Origin of the sequence: Shewanella khirikhana (genome assembly GCF_003957745.1) — a bacterium.
Lineage (GTDB): Bacteria > Pseudomonadota > Gammaproteobacteria > Enterobacterales > Shewanellaceae > Shewanella > Shewanella khirikhana.
In genome coordinates this window covers 675,782-692,718 of sequence record NZ_CP020373.1, presented here as the reverse complement: position 1 = coordinate 692,718, position 16,937 = coordinate 675,782, and the positions used below count along the sequence as shown (strand labels likewise).

General features: G+C 54.7%; 13 protein-coding genes and 8 tRNA genes. 3 read left to right on the top strand and 18 right to left on the bottom strand.

Annotated elements, in window-relative coordinates; translation table 11 throughout:
• Positions 1-6: 6 nt before the first annotated feature.
• Positions 7-423, bottom strand: a complete 417-nt coding sequence (locus tag STH12_RS02985; protein WP_126166181.1) for a YqaA family protein — start codon at positions 421-423, stop codon at positions 7-9.
• A gap of 271 nt (positions 424-694) precedes the next feature.
• Here STH12_RS02985 and STH12_RS02980 point away from each other — a divergent pair, with 271 nt between their 5' ends.
• Both STH12_RS02980 and STH12_RS21390 read left to right on the top strand, forming a co-directional pair.
• Positions 695-1,948: a dicarboxylate/amino acid:cation symporter gene (locus tag STH12_RS02980; protein ID WP_126166180.1), complete on the top strand. Its 1,254-nt coding sequence runs from the start codon at positions 695-697 to the stop codon at positions 1,946-1,948.
• Positions 1,949-2,102: 154 nt separating this feature from the next.
• A complete protein-coding gene (locus tag STH12_RS21390) occupies positions 2,103-2,276 on the top strand; it encodes a hypothetical protein (protein WP_164551129.1) in 174 nt (57 codons plus the stop codon).
• A gap of 69 nt (positions 2,277-2,345) precedes the next feature.
• Here the strand turns inward: STH12_RS21390 and STH12_RS02975 are convergent, their stop codons facing one another.
• The 16 genes from STH12_RS02975 to recA form a co-directional block, all read right to left on the bottom strand.
• Positions 2,346-3,476 carry a sodium ion-translocating decarboxylase subunit beta gene (locus STH12_RS02975; protein ID WP_126166179.1) on the bottom strand — a complete coding sequence of 377 codons (1,131 nt, stop codon included), beginning with the start codon at positions 3,474-3,476 and terminating at the stop codon, positions 2,346-2,348.
• A 9-nt stretch (positions 3,477-3,485) separates the two neighbouring features.
• Entirely contained in the window at positions 3,486-5,285 is a 1,800-nt protein-coding gene (gene oadA, locus STH12_RS02970) for a sodium-extruding oxaloacetate decarboxylase subunit alpha (protein ID WP_126166178.1), read from the bottom strand.
• On the bottom strand, positions 5,282-5,539 hold the full coding sequence (locus STH12_RS02965) for an OadG family protein (RefSeq protein ID WP_237158723.1): 258 nt from the start codon (positions 5,537-5,539) through the stop codon (positions 5,282-5,284). The genes oadA and STH12_RS02965 overlap by 4 nt, the downstream gene beginning before the upstream one ends.
• Positions 5,540-5,950: 411 nt before the next feature.
• Positions 5,951-6,027: transfer RNA gene (locus STH12_RS02960), tRNA-Arg, on the bottom strand.
• A gap of 46 nt (positions 6,028-6,073) precedes the next feature.
• Positions 6,074-6,165, bottom strand: a tRNA-Ser gene (locus tag STH12_RS02955).
• Between the two features lie 7 nt (positions 6,166-6,172).
• Positions 6,173-6,249, bottom strand: a tRNA-Arg gene (locus tag STH12_RS02950).
• Between the two features lie 29 nt (positions 6,250-6,278).
• Positions 6,279-6,355: transfer RNA gene (locus tag STH12_RS02945), tRNA-Arg, on the bottom strand.
• A 39-nt stretch (positions 6,356-6,394) separates the two neighbouring features.
• Positions 6,395-6,471 (bottom strand) — tRNA-Arg (locus tag STH12_RS02940).
• Between the two features lie 31 nt (positions 6,472-6,502).
• A tRNA-Arg gene (locus STH12_RS02935) sits at positions 6,503-6,579 on the bottom strand.
• Between the two features lie 35 nt (positions 6,580-6,614).
• A tRNA-Arg gene (locus STH12_RS02930) sits at positions 6,615-6,691 on the bottom strand.
• Positions 6,692-6,713: 22 nt separating this feature from the next.
• A tRNA-Ser gene (locus tag STH12_RS02925) sits at positions 6,714-6,805 on the bottom strand.
• A 230-nt stretch (positions 6,806-7,035) separates the two neighbouring features.
• The gene (gene csrA / locus STH12_RS02920) at positions 7,036-7,230 is read right to left on the bottom strand and encodes a carbon storage regulator CsrA (RefSeq protein WP_011759166.1); all 195 of its coding nucleotides are present in this window, start codon (positions 7,228-7,230) and stop codon (positions 7,036-7,038) included.
• A 113-nt stretch (positions 7,231-7,343) separates the two neighbouring features.
• A complete protein-coding gene (locus tag STH12_RS02915; protein ID WP_126166177.1) occupies positions 7,344-8,555 on the bottom strand; it encodes an aspartate kinase in 1,212 nt (403 codons plus the stop codon).
• Positions 8,556-8,588: 33 nt separating this feature from the next.
• A complete protein-coding gene (alaS, locus tag STH12_RS02910; protein ID WP_126169394.1) occupies positions 8,589-11,210 on the bottom strand; it encodes an alanine--tRNA ligase in 2,622 nt (873 codons plus the stop codon).
• Positions 11,211-11,438: 228 nt separating this feature from the next.
• Positions 11,439-11,876, bottom strand: coding sequence for a regulatory protein RecX (locus STH12_RS02905; protein ID WP_237158721.1), 438 nt, complete (start codon positions 11,874-11,876; stop codon positions 11,439-11,441).
• 11 nt (positions 11,877-11,887) lie between these two features.
• Positions 11,888-12,952 (bottom strand): recombinase RecA, encoded by a 1,065-nt coding sequence (gene recA / locus STH12_RS02900; RefSeq protein WP_126166176.1) that lies wholly within the window; start codon positions 12,950-12,952, stop codon positions 11,888-11,890.
• Between the two features lie 275 nt (positions 12,953-13,227).
• On the opposite strand from recA, the gene mutS reads away from it, so the two are divergent.
• Positions 13,228-15,795: a DNA mismatch repair protein MutS gene (gene mutS, locus STH12_RS02895; RefSeq protein WP_126166175.1), complete on the top strand. Its 2,568-nt coding sequence runs from the start codon at positions 13,228-13,230 to the stop codon at positions 15,793-15,795.
• Positions 15,796-15,893: 98 nt separating this feature from the next.
• Here mutS and rpoS read toward each other — a convergent pair whose 3' ends face one another.
• Positions 15,894-16,877, bottom strand: coding sequence for an RNA polymerase sigma factor RpoS (gene rpoS / locus STH12_RS02890; RefSeq protein WP_126166174.1), 984 nt, complete (start codon positions 16,875-16,877; stop codon positions 15,894-15,896).
• Positions 16,878-16,937: the final 60 nt, after the last annotated feature.

Here is a 16,937-nt window from a genome sequence, read left to right as displayed (position 1 = left end):
AAGATGTCAAAACGCCTGCATCAGCAGCAATAACAAGGCGTAACGCAGCGCTTTGCCGATAAGGATAAGCACTGTGGATGCCAGCAGCGGCAACCTAAGCCAGCCGGCAAGCACGCACAGGATGTCACCAATCACCGGCGCCCAGGACAGCAGCAAACTCCATACACCGTATTTTTCCACCAACGCCATGGCGTGGCGCTGGGATGCTGACAACTGCTCGGGCTCCCAGGCAATTCGGCCAAGGCGGCCGAGCCCCAGACTGGTGAGAGCCCCCAGGGTATTACCCAGGGTGGCGGCCATAAACAGCCCAAGCCACAGCTCGGGGCTGGATTTCACCAGTGCCAGCAGCAATACCTCTGAGCCCCCGGGCAACAGGGTGGCCGCCAGAAAAGCGCCGGAAAACATCAGCCATAACGGCTCCATACTCAGACTCCAGACAGGCGCGTTAAAAAAACGGATCATTTTAACGCTATAAAAACAAATCCTGATATCACAATAAGTTATATTAAAAACGGTTTGTTTTGGATCTCCTTGTGTCGATACAATGCGGTTGCACTGTAATTTTCCCCGCTCTCTGGCGGTTAACTGCCTGTGGCAGCTGACTGACCTGGCTGCCGCGGTTTTGCCCCGTCGTCTTTTTTGGGCAAGTGCAGTTTCACTGCGGGCCTTTAGTTAAGAAACATTGGAAATTTCCATGATAATTCAAACGTTAAATAAAATTCCCTTCTGGCAGAAAGTGCTGGCAGGTTTTGCGCTGGGGATCCTGGCCGGCGTAGCCCTGGGTGAATCGGCCACCCTGTTCAAGCCCCTTGGCGATCTCTTTATTGCCGCCATTAAGATGCTGGTTGCGCCGCTGGTACTGTGCGCCATTGTGGTCAGCATCACCTCCCTTGGCAGCTCATCCAACCTTAAACGCCTGAGTTTCAAAACCCTGGCGCTGTTTATGCTGACCGGCACCCTCGCCTCGCTGATCGGTCTGGCGGTCGGCAGCAGCTTTGATATGGGTGGCAGCATGCAGCTGGCCAGTTCAGAAGTGCGCGAGCGGGTTGTACCCGGCTTTGCCCAAGTGCTGCTGGATATGATCCCGGTGAACCCATTTGCCTCGCTGACCAACGGCAAAGTACTGCAAATCATTGTATTTGCGGCCTTGGTGGGTATTGCCATCAACGCAGTGGGCGAGAAAGCCGAGCCACTGAAAAAGGTATTTGATGCCGGTGCCGAGGTGATGTTCCAGCTGACCCGTATGGTGCTGAAACTCACTCCAATCGGTGTATTTGGCCTGATGGCCTGGGTCGTGGGCGAATATGGCCTCTCAACCCTGCTGCCGCTGGGTAAATTCATTATCGCCATCTACGTGGCAGCGCTTATCCACATAGTGTTTGTGTACGGCGGCCTGGTGAAGTTTGCTGCCCGCTTAAGCCCGCTGCAGTTTTTCCGTAAGGCCATGCCAGCGCAGCTGGTTGCCTTCAGCACGGCGTCAAGCTTCGGCACCCTGCCGGTCACCACCAAGTGCGCCGAGTCCATGGGCGTATCCAAGCGCTACAGCGCCTTTGTGCTGCCGATGGGCGCCACCATGAATATGGACGGCTGCGGCGGTATTTATCCGGCGATTGCGGCAATTTTCATTGCGCAGATTTACGGTATTCCGCTGGATATGACCGACTACATGCTGATTGCCGTGACAGCGACTGTGGCCTCGGTGGGGACTGCTGGCGTTCCCGGCAGCGCCATGGTGATGCTGACCGTGACTTTGGGGGTGATTGGTCTGCCCCTGGAAGGCATCGCCTTTATCGCCGCCATCGACCGGGTGATTGATATGATACGTACCTGCACCAACGTCACCGGCGATATGATGACCGCCGTGGTGGTGGGTAACTCGGAAGGCGAACTCGACCGCGAGCGCTTTTATAAAGCAGAAGAAGACAAAATCGTCGCCGATAATGCCTGAGCCCATTCACACAGCTATGCCTGAGTGCACGCCCGGCAATAAACGGGGTTGTTAACATCAAAGGCCATTCCTTCCGGGATGGCCTTTTTGTTTACCTTGGTTGGCAAAGCACCTACACTGACCCTAGTGTTATCAATAATAACAAGCCCTTGCCATGACCAAGCTTTTTCTGTTTCCGATTATTCTGTGCCTGCTTTGGACGGCGTTTTTGCGCTTTAATGGCATCCCACTGACCAAGGGCAAGACGGGTTATATCTACATCATTGCCATCAGCAGCACCTTAATCGTTCTGATGGCATTGCTGCTTTGGCTGACCCGGGTTCAATGAGACCCGACAAAGCAGCCCACAGCTAAAATAAAAAAAGCGCCCAACGGCGCTTTTTTCGATATCAGCAGACTAACCCAGCACAGCCAGCAGAATACCGGCCGCCACCGCGCTGCCAAGCACCCCGGCCACATTGGGCCCCATGGCATGCATCAGCAGGTAATTATGCGGATTGGCTTCAAGCCCCACCTTGTTCGCCACCCGCGCAGCCATTGGCACGGCAGACACCCCGGCAGCGCCAATCAGTGGATTCACCTTGCCGCCACTGAGTTTGCACAAAAGCTTGGCCATCAGCACCCCAGCCGCAGTGCCAATGGAAAACGCCACGGCGCCAAGCACCAGAATGCCCAGAGTCTCGACCCGCAGGAACTGCTCGGCCGACAGTTTGGAGCCCACCGCCAGCCCGAGGAAGATGGTGACTATGTTAATCAGCTCGTTCTGAGCGGTGTTGGACAGACGGTCAACCACGCCGGATTCACGCATCAGGTTGCCAAGGCAGAACATGCCCACCAAAGGCGTTGCCGCAGGCAAAAACAGGATTGTCAGCCCCAGCACCATCAGCGGAAACAGCACCTTTTCCATCTTGCTCACTTCCCGCAGCTGCTCCATCTTGATGGCACGCTCTTCCTTGGTGGTGAGCGCCCGCATGATGGGCGGCTGGATAATGGGCACCAGCGCCATGTAGGAGTAAGCGGCCACCGCAATGGCACCCAACAGCTCTGGGGCCAGTTTGGTAGAGAGGAAGATGGCCGTTGGTCCATCGGCGCCGCCAATAATGGCAATGGCCGCAGCATCCTTCATGGAAAACTCAAAGCCGGGCACCAGGTTGAGCCCAATCGCCCCCAGCAGGGTGGCAAAAATGCCGAACTGAGCCGCCGCCCCCAGCAGCAGGGTCTTGGGGTTGGCAATAAGGGCGCCAAAGTCAGTCAGCGCCCCGACGCCGAGGAAAATCAGCAGCGGGAAGATGCCGGTTTCCAGCCCCACGTGGTAGAGGTAATAGAGTAAGCCCCCTTCGTCGGTAAATCCGGCGTTGGGGATATTGGCAAGCACAGCGCCAAAACCAATCGGCAGCAGCAGTAAGGGCTCAAATCCCTTGCCAATGGCGAGATACAGCAGCACCAGCCCTACCGCCATCATCAGCAGTTGCCCCAGTGTAAAGTGGGCAATACCTGTTTCGGCCCAAAAAGCCATCAATCCTTCCATGATGCCTCCTTAGGCCAACGACAACAGCTGAGCGCCAACGGCAACCGAGTCGCCTTCTTTCACCCACAGACGGGCAATAACCCCATCGGCCTGGGCGCGGATTTCGGTTTCCATCTTCATGGCTTCGAGAATGATCACCACATCCCCAGCCTTCACAGTATCGCCAGGCGACACGTGAATTTTGAAGATATTCCCAGACAGGGGCGCGCTCATTTCCAGTTTGATTTCGTGGCTTACAGGCGCAGCCGCTGCGACGGCTGGGGTAACTGCTGCGCTGGACTGACTTGCTCCCTGTGGCTGGATTTGACTGATTTCACCGCCAGCGGCAACTTCAACCACATAGGTTTGACCATCCACCTTCACCGTATAGGTTTCCGGCCCAGAGGCTGCCCTGGCAGGGGCAGAGACGGCCTGAGCCACTGCCACTGGAGCGGGTTCAAAGGCATCGGCATTGCCACGGTTTTTCAGGAACTGCAGCCCAATCTGCGGAAACAGCGCATAGGTGAGCACGTCATCGTCGAGATCTTCACTGAGCTTAATGCTGTCGGCAGCAGCCTTTTGCGCCAGTTCGGAGCGAAGCCGCTCCATCTCTGGGGTCAGCAAATCGGCGGGACGACAGGTAACGGGCTCGGCACCTTTAAGCACCCGCTGCTGCAGCTCGGCGTTCACCGGCGCCGGGGTGGCACCGTACTCGCCCTTAAGCACCCCCTCGGTTTCCTTGGTGAGCGACTTGTAGCGCTCGCCGGTGAGCACGTTGATCACCGCCTGGGTACCCACAATCTGAGAGGTCGGTGTCACCAACGGCAGGAAGCCCAGGTCTTCTCGCACTCTGGGGATTTCATCGAGCACCAAATCGAGTTTATCGCTGGCGCCCTGCTCTTTTAGCTGGCTCTCCATATTGGTGAGCATGCCACCAGGCACCTGGGCGCGCAGAATACGGGAATCAATGCCCTGCAGCGCACCTTCGAATTTGGCGTACTTTTTACGCACCTCGCGGAAATAGGCGGCAATCTCTTCCAGCAGCGCCATATCCAATCCGGTTGAGCGCTCAGTGTCTTCCACCATGGCAACCAGGGTCTCGGTGGCGCTGTGGCCGTAGGTCTGGCTCATGGAAGAAATCGCGGTATCCAGCACATCAATACCGGCCTCAATCGCCTTTTGATAGGTGGCGGTCGAAAGCCCGGTGGTGGCGTGGCTGTGCATGGCCACCATCAGCCCGGTTTGCGACTTAAGCCTGCTCACCAGCTCGAAGGCTTCCATGGGGCGCAGCAGACCGGCCATGTCTTTGATACAGAGCGAATCGCAGCCCAGATCTTCGAGGCGCTTGGCCATATCCACCCAGGTGTCCAGGTTATGTACCGGGCTGGTAGTGTAGGAGATGGTGCCCTGGGCATGGGCACCCACCTGCTTCACGGCGCGCACCGCCTCTTGCAGGTTACGCACATCGTTCATGGCATCGAATACCCGAAACACGTCCATGCCGTTGTCGTGGGCGCGCTCTACGAATCTGTGCACCAGATCGTCGGCATAGTGGCGATAACCCAGCAGATTCTGCCCGCGCAGCAACATCTGCATCGGGGTGTTGGGCATGGCTTGCTTGAGCAGTCGCAGCCGCTCCCAGGGGTCCTCCCCCAAATAGCGGATACAGGCATCGAACGTCGCGCCGCCCCAGGTCTCCAGTGACCAATAGCCCACCTGATCCAATTTGGCAGCGATGGGCAACATGTCTTCAATTCGTAAACGGGTAGCTAGCAGGGATTGGTGCGCATCGCGCAGCACCACATCGGTAAGGGCCAAGGCTTTGGTCATGAACGTCCCTCCTGGGCTCGATATTGTTGTACGGCAGAGGTGATGGCAGCCACCAGACGCGGATCCAGCCCTTGGGGCTTGGATGAAATACTGGGCGCCTCTGGCCTGTTGGCTGTGTCAGTGGCTTTGGGTGCATAACGATTGGCAATCAACTTAAGCCCAAGGATCAAAATCCCCAGAAACAAGTACACCAGCACCATGCCCAGCACCATGATCCACAGGGCCTCGCCCATTTGATCCATAACTGATGTCATGACTTCCCCTCAAAGGTTTGTTGGCTCTTCTCGCATAAAAATGCGCACATTTACATATTTCATTCAGCGTTATCGACGCCAAAATGTAACAGGCGGCAAAAATAGCACCCCGAAAGATAACCTTTTATTAACGATGAAGGCAACGCCTTGTAAATTGGTCTTACCAATATTTATTGATTAAGCAGGATGACTTTGAGCAATTCTCAAAAATATAGCCGTGAAATCACATAAAGGAGAATTTGATAGCGATGAATTCGCAAAAGCAATATTGGCAACGGCTAAGGCAGACACAGCGTTTATTGACCGGGACAATCGGCCTGCTTAAATCAAAGTGCGGGGGATTTATGCAATACGGGATGCAGCAAGTTGCTGAAAAAGAAAAAGCCCCTGAATTATCAGGGGCTTTCAATATGGCGCGCATGGAAGGAGTCGAACCTCCGACCGCCTGGTTCGTAGCCAGGTACTCTATCCAGCTGAGCTACATGCGCAAATTTTGTGACTCTTAAGGGCTAGCTTAAAGAGTATAGTAAAGAATGGCGGAGAAGGAGGGATTCGAACCCTCGATGGGATATAAAGCCCATACTCCCTTAGCAGGGGAGCGCCTTCGGCCACTCGGCCACCTCTCCGCGAATTTGGCGCGCATGGAAGGAGTCGAACCTCCGACCGCCTGGTTCGTAGCCAGGTACTCTATCCAGCTGAGCTACATGCGCATTGAATTCGTTCAATCTTTAAAGACTTTTGGCGCGCATGGAAGGAGTCGAACCTCCGACCGCCTGGTTCGTAGCCAGGTACTCTATCCAGCTGAGCTACATGCGCGTTTCAAAAAGTCTGTCGCAGTAATCGGTTTGCCTGAAATGGCGCGCATGGAAGGAGTCGAACCTCCGACCGCCTGGTTCGTAGCCAGGTACTCTATCCAGCTGAGCTACATGCGCGTTGAAAAATCAGGTAAACAGAAGAAAGAAGTGGCGCGCATGGAAGGAGTCGAACCTCCGACCGCCTGGTTCGTAGCCAGGTACTCTATCCAGCTGAGCTACATGCGCGAATTGTTTTCTTTACTGCTAAAAACGAAGAAAGTTGGCGCGCATGGAAGGAGTCGAACCTCCGACCGCCTGGTTCGTAGCCAGGTACTCTATCCAGCTGAGCTACATGCGCACACTTTAATCGCTTAGAAAAATGGCGGAGAAGGAGGGATTCGAACCCTCGATGGGATATAAAGCCCATACTCCCTTAGCAGGGGAGCGCCTTCGGCCACTCGGCCACCTCTCCGTCTTTTCTTGGCGCACATATTACTGTTTGAAGAAAATAAGTCAAACCCTTTTTCCCAAAGCAGATCTGATTGCCCTGTTTTTAATCACATGCCTGAAAGCCAAGCACAATCAGCATTTGCGCGCCGTCACAAGTTGCCATTCTTAAGTCGCAGCCAATAAAAAAGCCAGCTCTTGGCTGACTCTTCTATTGTCCGTCCCGGACGCCCCTCAAGGAGCATGAAAACCGGCTTAGTAGTTGCCACCCTCAGGTGAGCCCGTTTTCTCAGATTGAATACGCTGGTAGATCTCTTCGCGGTGAACAGACACTTCTTTAGGTGCATTCACACCAATGCGCACCTGATTTCCCTTTACACCCAGCACTGTCACCGTGACTTCGTCACCGATCATCAGTGTTTCGCCAACACGACGTGTCAAAATCAGCATTCGCTTGCTCCTTTAGTCCCATTCCATACGCCAGGACTGACGCCTGGACATTGCTCTATTATAAAGTCAGCTTAGTACAAATTATAGTATTGAATACCAAAACTCTTGGATATTCATACTTTATTGAGGCCAAATGCCCTGTGCAAACTTCTTACGGCTTGCTGAAGGTGCGCCTCATCGATCATCACCGACAGTTTGATTTCCGACATGGATGTCAACTTAACACGGATGTTCTCGGCTTCCAAAAGCTCGTTAACCCGCATCGCCACTTCAGCCATGGCTGGCTTGCCGGTACTGATAAGTGACACCTTGGCTAAACTGGGCTCAAAATGCACCTCGCCCAACGCATGAACCACGGCCAACTTATCAACTTCGGCCAATACTGACTCGATAGCCCCCTGGCTTAAGGTAAAGGCCAATGCCCTGTCGGCGCGGGCCTGCACCACCAGATCGGTATCTATGCCAGCGGCGCAAAGCGCCTGAAACAGCGCGACTTCCGCCTGAGGGTTTTCCAGCACCCCAGCTACAGAGACTAGCCCCTGAGCGCGCGACACTGCAATACCTACAATGCCGGATACCGTGTGATCCGGCTCATCAAACCGGATTAAAGTACCACTGCCGGGCTCAAAACTCGACAATACCCTCAGCACCACCCCATGACGACGGGCACAGGCCACGCTGTCAGGGTGCAGCACCTTGGCGCCCTGACGCGCCATTTCATACATGGCTTCAAAGCTGATGCTGTCGAGCTTCTGGGCATTGGGGTCGATGTTGGGGTCTGTGGTAAACACGCCGCACACATCGGTAAAGATTTGGCACTCGGCCGCGTTGAGTGCAGCAGCAACAGCAACGGCAGTGGTATCTGAGCCGCCGCGTCCAAGGGTAGTCACCTCACCTGCGGCGTCCACCCCCTGAAATCCGGCTATCACGGGCACAACGCCGTCATCCAGCAGCTGAGTCAGCAGCTCAGTATCAACAGATTCAATACTGGCACGGCCGAATTGACTGTTGGTACGCACCTTTACCTGACTGCCAAGCAAAGAGCGGGCGTTAACGCCACGCCGATGCAGCGCCATCGCCATCAGGGCAATGCTTACCTGCTCGCCGGCGGTAACCAGCATGTCCAGCTCCCGTGCGGGCGCTACTGTGTCAACGTTGGCCGCCATGGCGTAAAGGCGGTTGGTTTCCCCTGCCATGGCTGAGAGCACCAGAACCTGACGCTCACCACTGAAATGGGCCCGGGCAATGGCATCGGCCACTGCATCAATGCGCTCGAAGGAACCCACAGAGGTTCCTCCGAACTTTTTCACATAAATGTTTGTCACAAAAAGCCTGCTACTGCTCAGCCCCCGATGGGATTAAAGGCGTTCGGTCAGCCAAGGCAACACAGATGCCAGCGCGCCATCGAGCTTGGCAGGCTCGCTGCCACCGGCCTGGGCCATGTCAGGACGTCCGCCGCCCTTACCGCCCACCTGAGCGGCCACCATGGCGACCAGCTCTCCAGCCTTGACCTTACCGGTCAGATCCTGAGTCACACCGGCAATCAGATTCACCTTATCGCCAGCGCCAATGGCCAGCACCACAACGCCGGACTTAAGCTTCTGCTTAAGCTCGTCCTGCAAACCTCGCAGAGCGCCGGCTTCGACGCCTTCGAGACGCTTAACCAGTACCTTAACACCATTGATTTCCTGGGCGTCACCGGCAAGGTCGGCACTGGCAGCAGCTGCCAGCTTGTCTTTGAGCTGGGCGTTTTCTTTCTCAAGCTGACGGGCTTTGTCGAGCTGGGCCTTGAGCTTGGCAACGACGGAAGCAACATCGCCTTTAAGCAGTGCGGCGGCTTCTTCGAGTTCTGACTGCTGCTCAGCAACATAGGCCATGGCAGCGGCGCCGGTCACGGCTTCGATACGGCGGATACCTGCAGCGATCCCCCCTTCAGAGGTGATCTTAAACAGACCAATATCACCGGTACGGCCAACGTGGGTACCACCACAAAGCTCGATAGAAAAGTCGCCCATGGTCACAACGCGCACCTTGGAGTCGTACTTCTCACCAAAGAGCGCCATGGCACCTTTAGCCTTGGCTTCTTCGATATCCATCTCGGCGAAATTCAGCTCGTGGTTACGACGAATCTGGGTATTCACCAGATCTTCAACCGCTTTGAGCTCTTCACGCTTAACGCCTTCGAAGTGGGAGAAGTCGAAACGCAGACGCTCTGGGTCAACCAAAGAGCCTTTCTGGGTTACGTGGGTACCCAGCACCTGACGCAGCGCAGCGTGCAGCAGGTGAGTCACAGAGTGGTTAAGTTCGGTGCGGTGACGCAGCTTTTTATCCACCATGGCTTTGAGGCTATCGCCAACCTTGATACTGCCAAGCGCCAGCTGGCCCTTATGACCAATGCCCTGACCAAACTTCTGAGTATCAACAACCGTGAATTCAACACCCTCAGCCAGCAGTTGACCTTTGTCACCAACCTGACCACCGGACTCAGCGTAGAATGGGGTGTTATCGAGCACCACAACCAGATCGGCACCGGCTTGGGCAGCTTCGACAGATTCGCCATCACGGTACAGGGCAACGACTTTGCTCTCAGTGGCAAGCTCGGTGTAACCACAAAAATCGGTGGCAGTATCGATTTTCAGTGCGGCGTTATAGTCGGCGCTGAACTGACCTGCGGCCTGAGCGCGGCTGCGCTGCTCGGCCATGGCGGCATTAAAGCCTTCTTCGTCTACCTTGAGGTTACGCTCACGGCAAACGTCGGCAGTCAAATCCACCGGGAAGCCGTAGGTGTCATAGAGTTTAAATACGGTATCGCCATCCAGAGTGTCGCCTTTCAGCTCAGCCAATGCGGCATCGAGCATACCCAGACCACGCTCGAGGGTACGGGCAAACTGCTCTTCTTCAGCCTTGAGGGCCTTTTCCACGATGGCCTGAGTGGCAGCCAGATCTTTGGCGGCATCGCCCATGGCATCAATCAGGGTTGGTACCAACTTGTAGAAGAAGGTGTCAGTGGCGCCCAGCTTGTTTCCGTGGCGCACAGCACGACGGATGATACGGCGCAGCACATAGCCACGGCCTTCGTTGGATGGCATCACGCCATCGGCAACCAGGAAGGCACAGGAGCGAATGTGGTCGGCAATAACGCGAAGGGATTTGTTTTCCAAATCAGTCACACCGATGATTTCGGCAGTCTTGGCAATCAGCTTCTGGAAAATATCGATTTCGTAGTTTGAGTGCACGCCCTGCATGATGGCAGAGATACGCTCGATACCCATACCTGTATCCACGGCAGGCTTTGGCAGCGGGTCCAGGGTACCGTCGGACTGACGGTTGTACTGCATGAATACGATGTTCCAGATCTCGATAAAACGGTCGCCATCTTCTTCAGGGCTGCCAGGACGGCCACCCCAAATGTGCGCGCCGTGATCGTAGAAGATTTCAGTACAGGGGCCACAAGGACCGGTATCGCCCATCTGCCAGAAGTTGTCTGATGCGAATGGCGCGCCCTTGTTATCACCGATACGGATGATGTTTTCGGCAGGAACACCAATTTGCTTGTTCCAAATATCGAATGCTTCGTCATCGGTGTGGTACACGGTAACGCACAGCTTCTCTTTCGGCAGTTTCAGGGTACCGGTGAGGAATTCCCAGGCGAAGCGGATGGCGTCTTCTTTGAAGTAATCACCAAAGCTGAAGTTGCCCAGCATTTCGAAGAAGGTGTGGTGACGGGCGGTGTAACCCACGTTGTCCAGGTCGTTATGCTTACCACCGGCGCGAACGCAGCGCTGTGCGGTCGCGGCGCGAACGTAGCTGCGCTTTTCCATGCCAAGGAAACAGTCTTTGAACTGGTTCATACCGGCGTTGGTGAACAGCAGTGTTGGATCATTACCGGGAACCAGAGAGCTGCTGTCTACTACCTGGTGACCCTGCTGCCTGAAATACTCGAGAAAAGCACTGCGAAGCGCGGCTGTGGTTTGATACATGAAAACGTCCTGAGTTGGATAAGCCTGATACGACAAGCCGCAGCCACTTCCACGGGCTGCCGACAAAAATTTGGGGCTCATTATAACCTCAAGAGTTTCGAATAAGATAGCGCACAGGCCGCGAAATCCGGGTCAATCGGGGTAGGAGTTTGGGGTCTCAATCACTCGGGAAACAAAGTCAGCGGGCAAGGCTGACTAAAATAAAAAAGACCGCCTCGGGTGCGGTCTTTAATCCATATCGTAAGGGTCAAAATCCAACGCGTGGGATATTTCATCGAAACTGAATCCCTGCCCCGCAAGGTAGCGGATGCGTTTCGCCCTGTCTTTGGCATCGACAGGTTTGGTGGCACCAAACTTTTTCAGCGCCTTTGCCCTGGCTTGGGCATACCAATCCACATCACAGCCTTCGAGGTTGGTTTGGATAACCTCTTTATCCAATCCCTTGGCTATCATGGCCTGACGCGCTCGGGCAGCGCCATGGCCTTTCAGTACTGACGAGCGGACAACTGATGCACCATAGCGACTGTCATTCAGGTAGCCTTTGGCTTCACACTCATCCAGTACTCGCTCAATCTCGAGGGCCTCATGCCCCTTGGCGAGCAGTTTAAGCTTGAGTTCGTTACGGCTGTGATCACGCCTGGCAAGGGATGCCAGTGCGTGATTCATCAGTTCCTGACTCAGAACACTTCTCCGGTTTCGAAGTCGATGTTTTCATCGCCTTCGGCGCTGGTCGCTTCAGCAGAGCTGGTGTGAGACAGCAGCAGATCGCGCAGTGACTTTTCAATCTCGGCAGCGATTTCACCGTTTTCGGCCAGGAACTTGGTCGCGTTGGCACGGCCCTGACCAATCTTGTCGCCCTTGTAGCTGTACCAGGCACCGGATTTCTCAATCAGTTTGTGCAGTACACCCAGGTCAACCAGCTCACCGGTACGGTTAATGCCCTGGCCGTAAAGGATCTGGAAGTCAGCCTGACGGAAAGGTGCAGCAATCTTGTTCTTAACCACTTTCACGCGGGTTTCGTTACCCACCACTTCGTCGCCTTCTTTAATGGCACCGGTACGGCGGATATCCAAACGCACGGATGCGTAGAATTTCAGGGCGTTACCACCGGTAGTGGTTTCTGGGTTACCGAACATCACACCAATCTTCATACGGATTTGGTTGATGAAAATCAGCAGGGTGTTGGACTGCTTGAGGTTACCGGCAAGCTTACGCATCGCCTGACTCATCATACGGGCCGCAAGGCCTACGTGAGAGTCACCGATTTCACCTTCGATTTCCGCTTTAGGAACCAGTGCAGCAACCGAGTCGACGATGATAACGTCTACGGCGCCACTGCGGGTCAGCGCATCACAGATTTCCAGCGCCTGTTCACCCGTGTCTGGCTGAGAACACAGCAGGTTGTCGATATCTACGCCGAGCTTACGGGCATATACAGGGTCGAGGGCGTGTTCAGCATCGATAAAGGCGCACACTTTGCCTGCACGCTGAGCCGCAGCAATCACTTCCAGAGTCAGGGTAGTTTTACCTGATGATTCAGGACCATAGATTTCTACAATACGGCCCATTGGCAGACCGCCGGCACCCAACGCCACGTCCAGAGACAGCGAGCCGGTGGAGATGGTTTCCACATCCATGGAGCGGTCTTCACCCAGCTTCATGATGGAGCCTTTACCAAACTGCTTTTCAATTTGGCCAAGAACGGCGGCAAGTGCTTTCTCTTTATTTGGATCGATTTTCATTGTTCCCTCTCACACACAGCTGGCGCTGTGAAGACGCAACGGTTAATGCGGTTCAGGCAAAAGCCCTGTGTATTTGTACATATTGAAAGCTAGTATACTGTACAATCATACAGTATCAACCCCTGGATGAAATAATTTTCAGCGGCGCAGAAATCCACTGTTTCATCACCTTGAATTGAAAAGGATCACTTTAGCGAAAAACTTGGTAGACTGGGCGCCCATAGGCTTTACCCGCGGCTTGACCAGACAAGCCCCATCGCAATAACAGAGTGGCAATGAACAGCACAGACCTGCTTGATCTCGAAAAACACACCCCAATGATGCGTCAGTATCTGACCATGAAGGCAGCGCACCCCGACATGCTGCTGTTTTATCGTATGGGCGACTTTTATGAACTCTTTTACGATGATGCCAAGCGTGCCTCGGAAATGCTGGCCATTTCACTGACTGCCCGCGGCAAGAGCGGCGGCGATCCTATCCCCATGGCGGGTATCCCCTATCATGCGGTGGAAGGCTATCTGGCCAAGTTGGTGCAATTGGGTCAGTCGGTTGCCATTTGTGAGCAAATAGGCGACCCGGCCACCTCAAAAGGCCCGGTAGAACGTAAAGTGGTACGCGTCGTCACGCCGGGTACGCTTACCGATGAAGCGCTGCTGCAGGAGCGCCAGGATAATCTGCTGGCTGCGGTTTACCAGGGCAAGGTGGGTTATGGTTTTGCCACTCTGGATGTGGCATCCGGCCGCTTTGTCATTGCTGAATTACCAAGCCGTGAAGCGCTTGAGGCCGAGCTTCAGCGCACCTGTCCGGCAGAGCTTTTATACAGCGAAGACTTTGCCGATATGGCGCTGATTAATCATATCAAGGGCAAGCGCCGCCGCCCCGAGTGGGAGTTTGACTACGATACCTGCATCAAGCTGCTGCTTGAGCAGTTTGGTACCCGCGATCTGCGTGGCTTTGGCATTACCGACGCCCGCCTGTCGCTGCAGGCCGCAGGCTGTCTGATGCAATACGTTAAAGACACTCAGCGCACCGCCCTGCCCCATATCAATTCCATCGCGCGCTTCAATCAGGGCGATAGCATCATTCTGGATGCGGCCACCCGCCGCAATCTGGAACTGACCATCAGCCTGTCGGGCTCGCGGGAAAACACCCTTGCCAGCGTGCTGGATAACACAGTCACCGCCATGGGCAGTCGGATGCTGCAGCGCTGGATCCACCAGCCACTGCGCTGCCACGATACCATTCGTGGTCGCCAGCAGGCAGTGCAGGAATTGCTGGAAACCGGACTCTACGACGATCTTCGTGCAGAACTTAAAGCCCTTGGCGATATCGAGCGTATTCTGGCGCGTCTGGCGCTGCGAAGCGCCCGCCCGCGGGACTTCGCCCGGTTAAGAGATGCCCTCGGAATTTTGCCGCTTATCCGCGAGCGCGTGCAGCGCTGTGAGTCGCGCCATCTGAAGTCACTCAATATTCTTCTGGGTGACTTCCCCGAGGAATATGAACTGCTTAGCCGCGCAATTGTGGATAATCCGCCGGTACTTATCCGTGATGGCGGCGTCATTCGCGAAGGCTACCACAGTGAACTGGATGAGTGGCGCAAACTCAGCGATGGCGGCATCGACTATCTGGAGCAGATGGAGCTGCGTGAAAAAGAGCGAACCGGCATCGCCACGCTCAAGGTTGGCTTCAACCGGGTTCACGGCTACTACATCGAAGTCAGCCGAGCGCAATCAGCCCTGGTGCCTCTTGCTTATCAGCGTCGCCAGACGTTGAAAAACACCGAGCGCTACATCACTCCTGAGCTTAAAGAGTACGAAGAGAAGGTGCTCTCCAGCCAGGGCAAGGCACTGGCGCTTGAAAAGCAGCTGTGGGAAGAGCTGTTTGATTTGATATTGCCCAAGCTTCAGGAATTGCAGGACTTTGCCCGCGCCGCCTCTGAGCTCGATGTGCTGGCAAACTTTGCCGATAGAGCCGATATCTTCAACTATCACTGCCCGGAACTCAGCGACACCACCGGGATCCTGATTGAAGCAGGTCGTCACCCCGTGGTTGAGCGGGTCAGCCAAAGCCCCTTCATCCCGAACCCAGTAGAGTTGTCCAGCCAGCGCCGTATGTTGATTGTGACCGGCCCCAACATGGGCGGTAAATCCACTTATATGCGTCAGGTCGCGCTCATTACCCTGATGGCGCATATCGGCAGTTTTGTACCTGCGGAACGTGCACTGATTGGTCCGGTGGACAGAATTTTCACCCGCATTGGTGCCAGTGATGACCTGGCGTCCGGGCGCTCGACCTTTATGGTGGAGATGACGGAAACTGCCAACATCCTGCACAACGCCACGGCAAACAGCCTGGTGTTGATGGATGAGATTGGCCGCGGTACCTCCACCTATGATGGGATGTCACTGGCTTGGTCAGCGGCGGAATACCTGGCACAGAAACTTGGCGCCATGACCTTGTTCGCGACCCACTATTTTGAGCTGACCCAGCTGCCAGAATTGCTGCCCGGGGTGCACAACGTGCATCTGGATGCCATTGAGCATGAAGATACCATCGCCTTTATGCACGCCGTTCAGGAGGGCGCTGCCAGCAAGAGTTATGGTCTGCAGGTGGCGGCACTTGCCGGGGTTCCGGCAAATGTCATCAAGGCCGCTAAACATAAGCTGCATCAACTGGAAAGCCGCGACCATCAGTCAGGCAACCCAGCGCAGCAAAGCTTGCCACTGTCAGCCGCCCTGCCTGAGCCTTCTGCTGTGGAAGCAAGGCTCGAGCGAATTGTTGCCGACGACTTGACCCCAAGGGCCGCACTTGAGCTGATTTATGAACTGAAGCGCTTGATGTAAGTGGCGAGTGTAAATAGCAGCGCTAATTAAGACACATTAAAAAACGCCTCGTTTCTATTGAAAACAGAGGCGTTTTTTTATGGCGTGAATAGGGAACGTCAGTTTCTGAACAAAGCCTCTACTGACAGCCCCTGGGCACTCAAAATATCCCGCAGGCGTTTCAGGGCTTCTACCTGAATTTGCCGCACCCGTTCACGGGTCAGGCCAATTTCAGCGCCTACGTCTTCCAGGGTTGAGGGCTCATAGCCAAGTAATCCAAAACGGCGTGCCAGCACTTCGCGCTGCTTGGTGTTGAGCTCATTGAGCCAGTTCACTACTGAGTTGGAGATGTCTTCATCCTGAACCTTATAGTCAGGGCCTACTGAGTCATCATCCGGCAATACATCCAGCAGCGCCTTGTCGTTGTCACCGCCAAGGGGAATGTCGACCGAAGTAATTTTCTCGTTCAGTTTCAACATCCGACTGACTTCGACGCTGGGCAAATCCAGTTTGGCGGCAATTTCTTCCGCTGTGGGTTCGTGATCCAGCTTGTGCGCCAGCTCCCTTGCGGTGCGCAGATACACATTGAGCTCTTTTACCACGTGAATCGGCAGACGTATGGTACGGGTCTGATTCATGATGGCGCGCTCAATGGTCTGACGGATCCACCAGGTCGCATAGGTAGAGAAACGGAAGCCCCGTTCAGGGTCAAACTTTTCGACGGCCCGGATCAGGCCAAGGTTACCTTCTTCGATAAGATCAAGCAGAGCCAAACCGCGATTGTTGTAGCGACGCGCTATTTTCACTACCAAACGGAGGTTGCTTTCAATCATACGATTGCGAGATTTCTCGCAGCCGCGAAGTGCTTTGCGGGAGTAATAGACTTCTTCTTCCGCAGTGAGCAGTGGGGAAAAGCCTATCTCGCTCAGATAGAGCTGAGTGGCATCGAGATTGCGTTGTAAATCGTCCTGAACCTGTTGTTCCAGTTCCAGGTCTTGAACCAGATTGACTTCTTCACCTTCCGCATTGGCATCGAATCCTGGCTCCTTTCCGGAAAAATCTACAAGCTCTTCGGCAACAAGGGTATTGTTTTTCAAGCTCATAATATACTCTCCCAAACCCGAATATGTTAATGAATCTAATACACTTTTTTATCCTCCAAA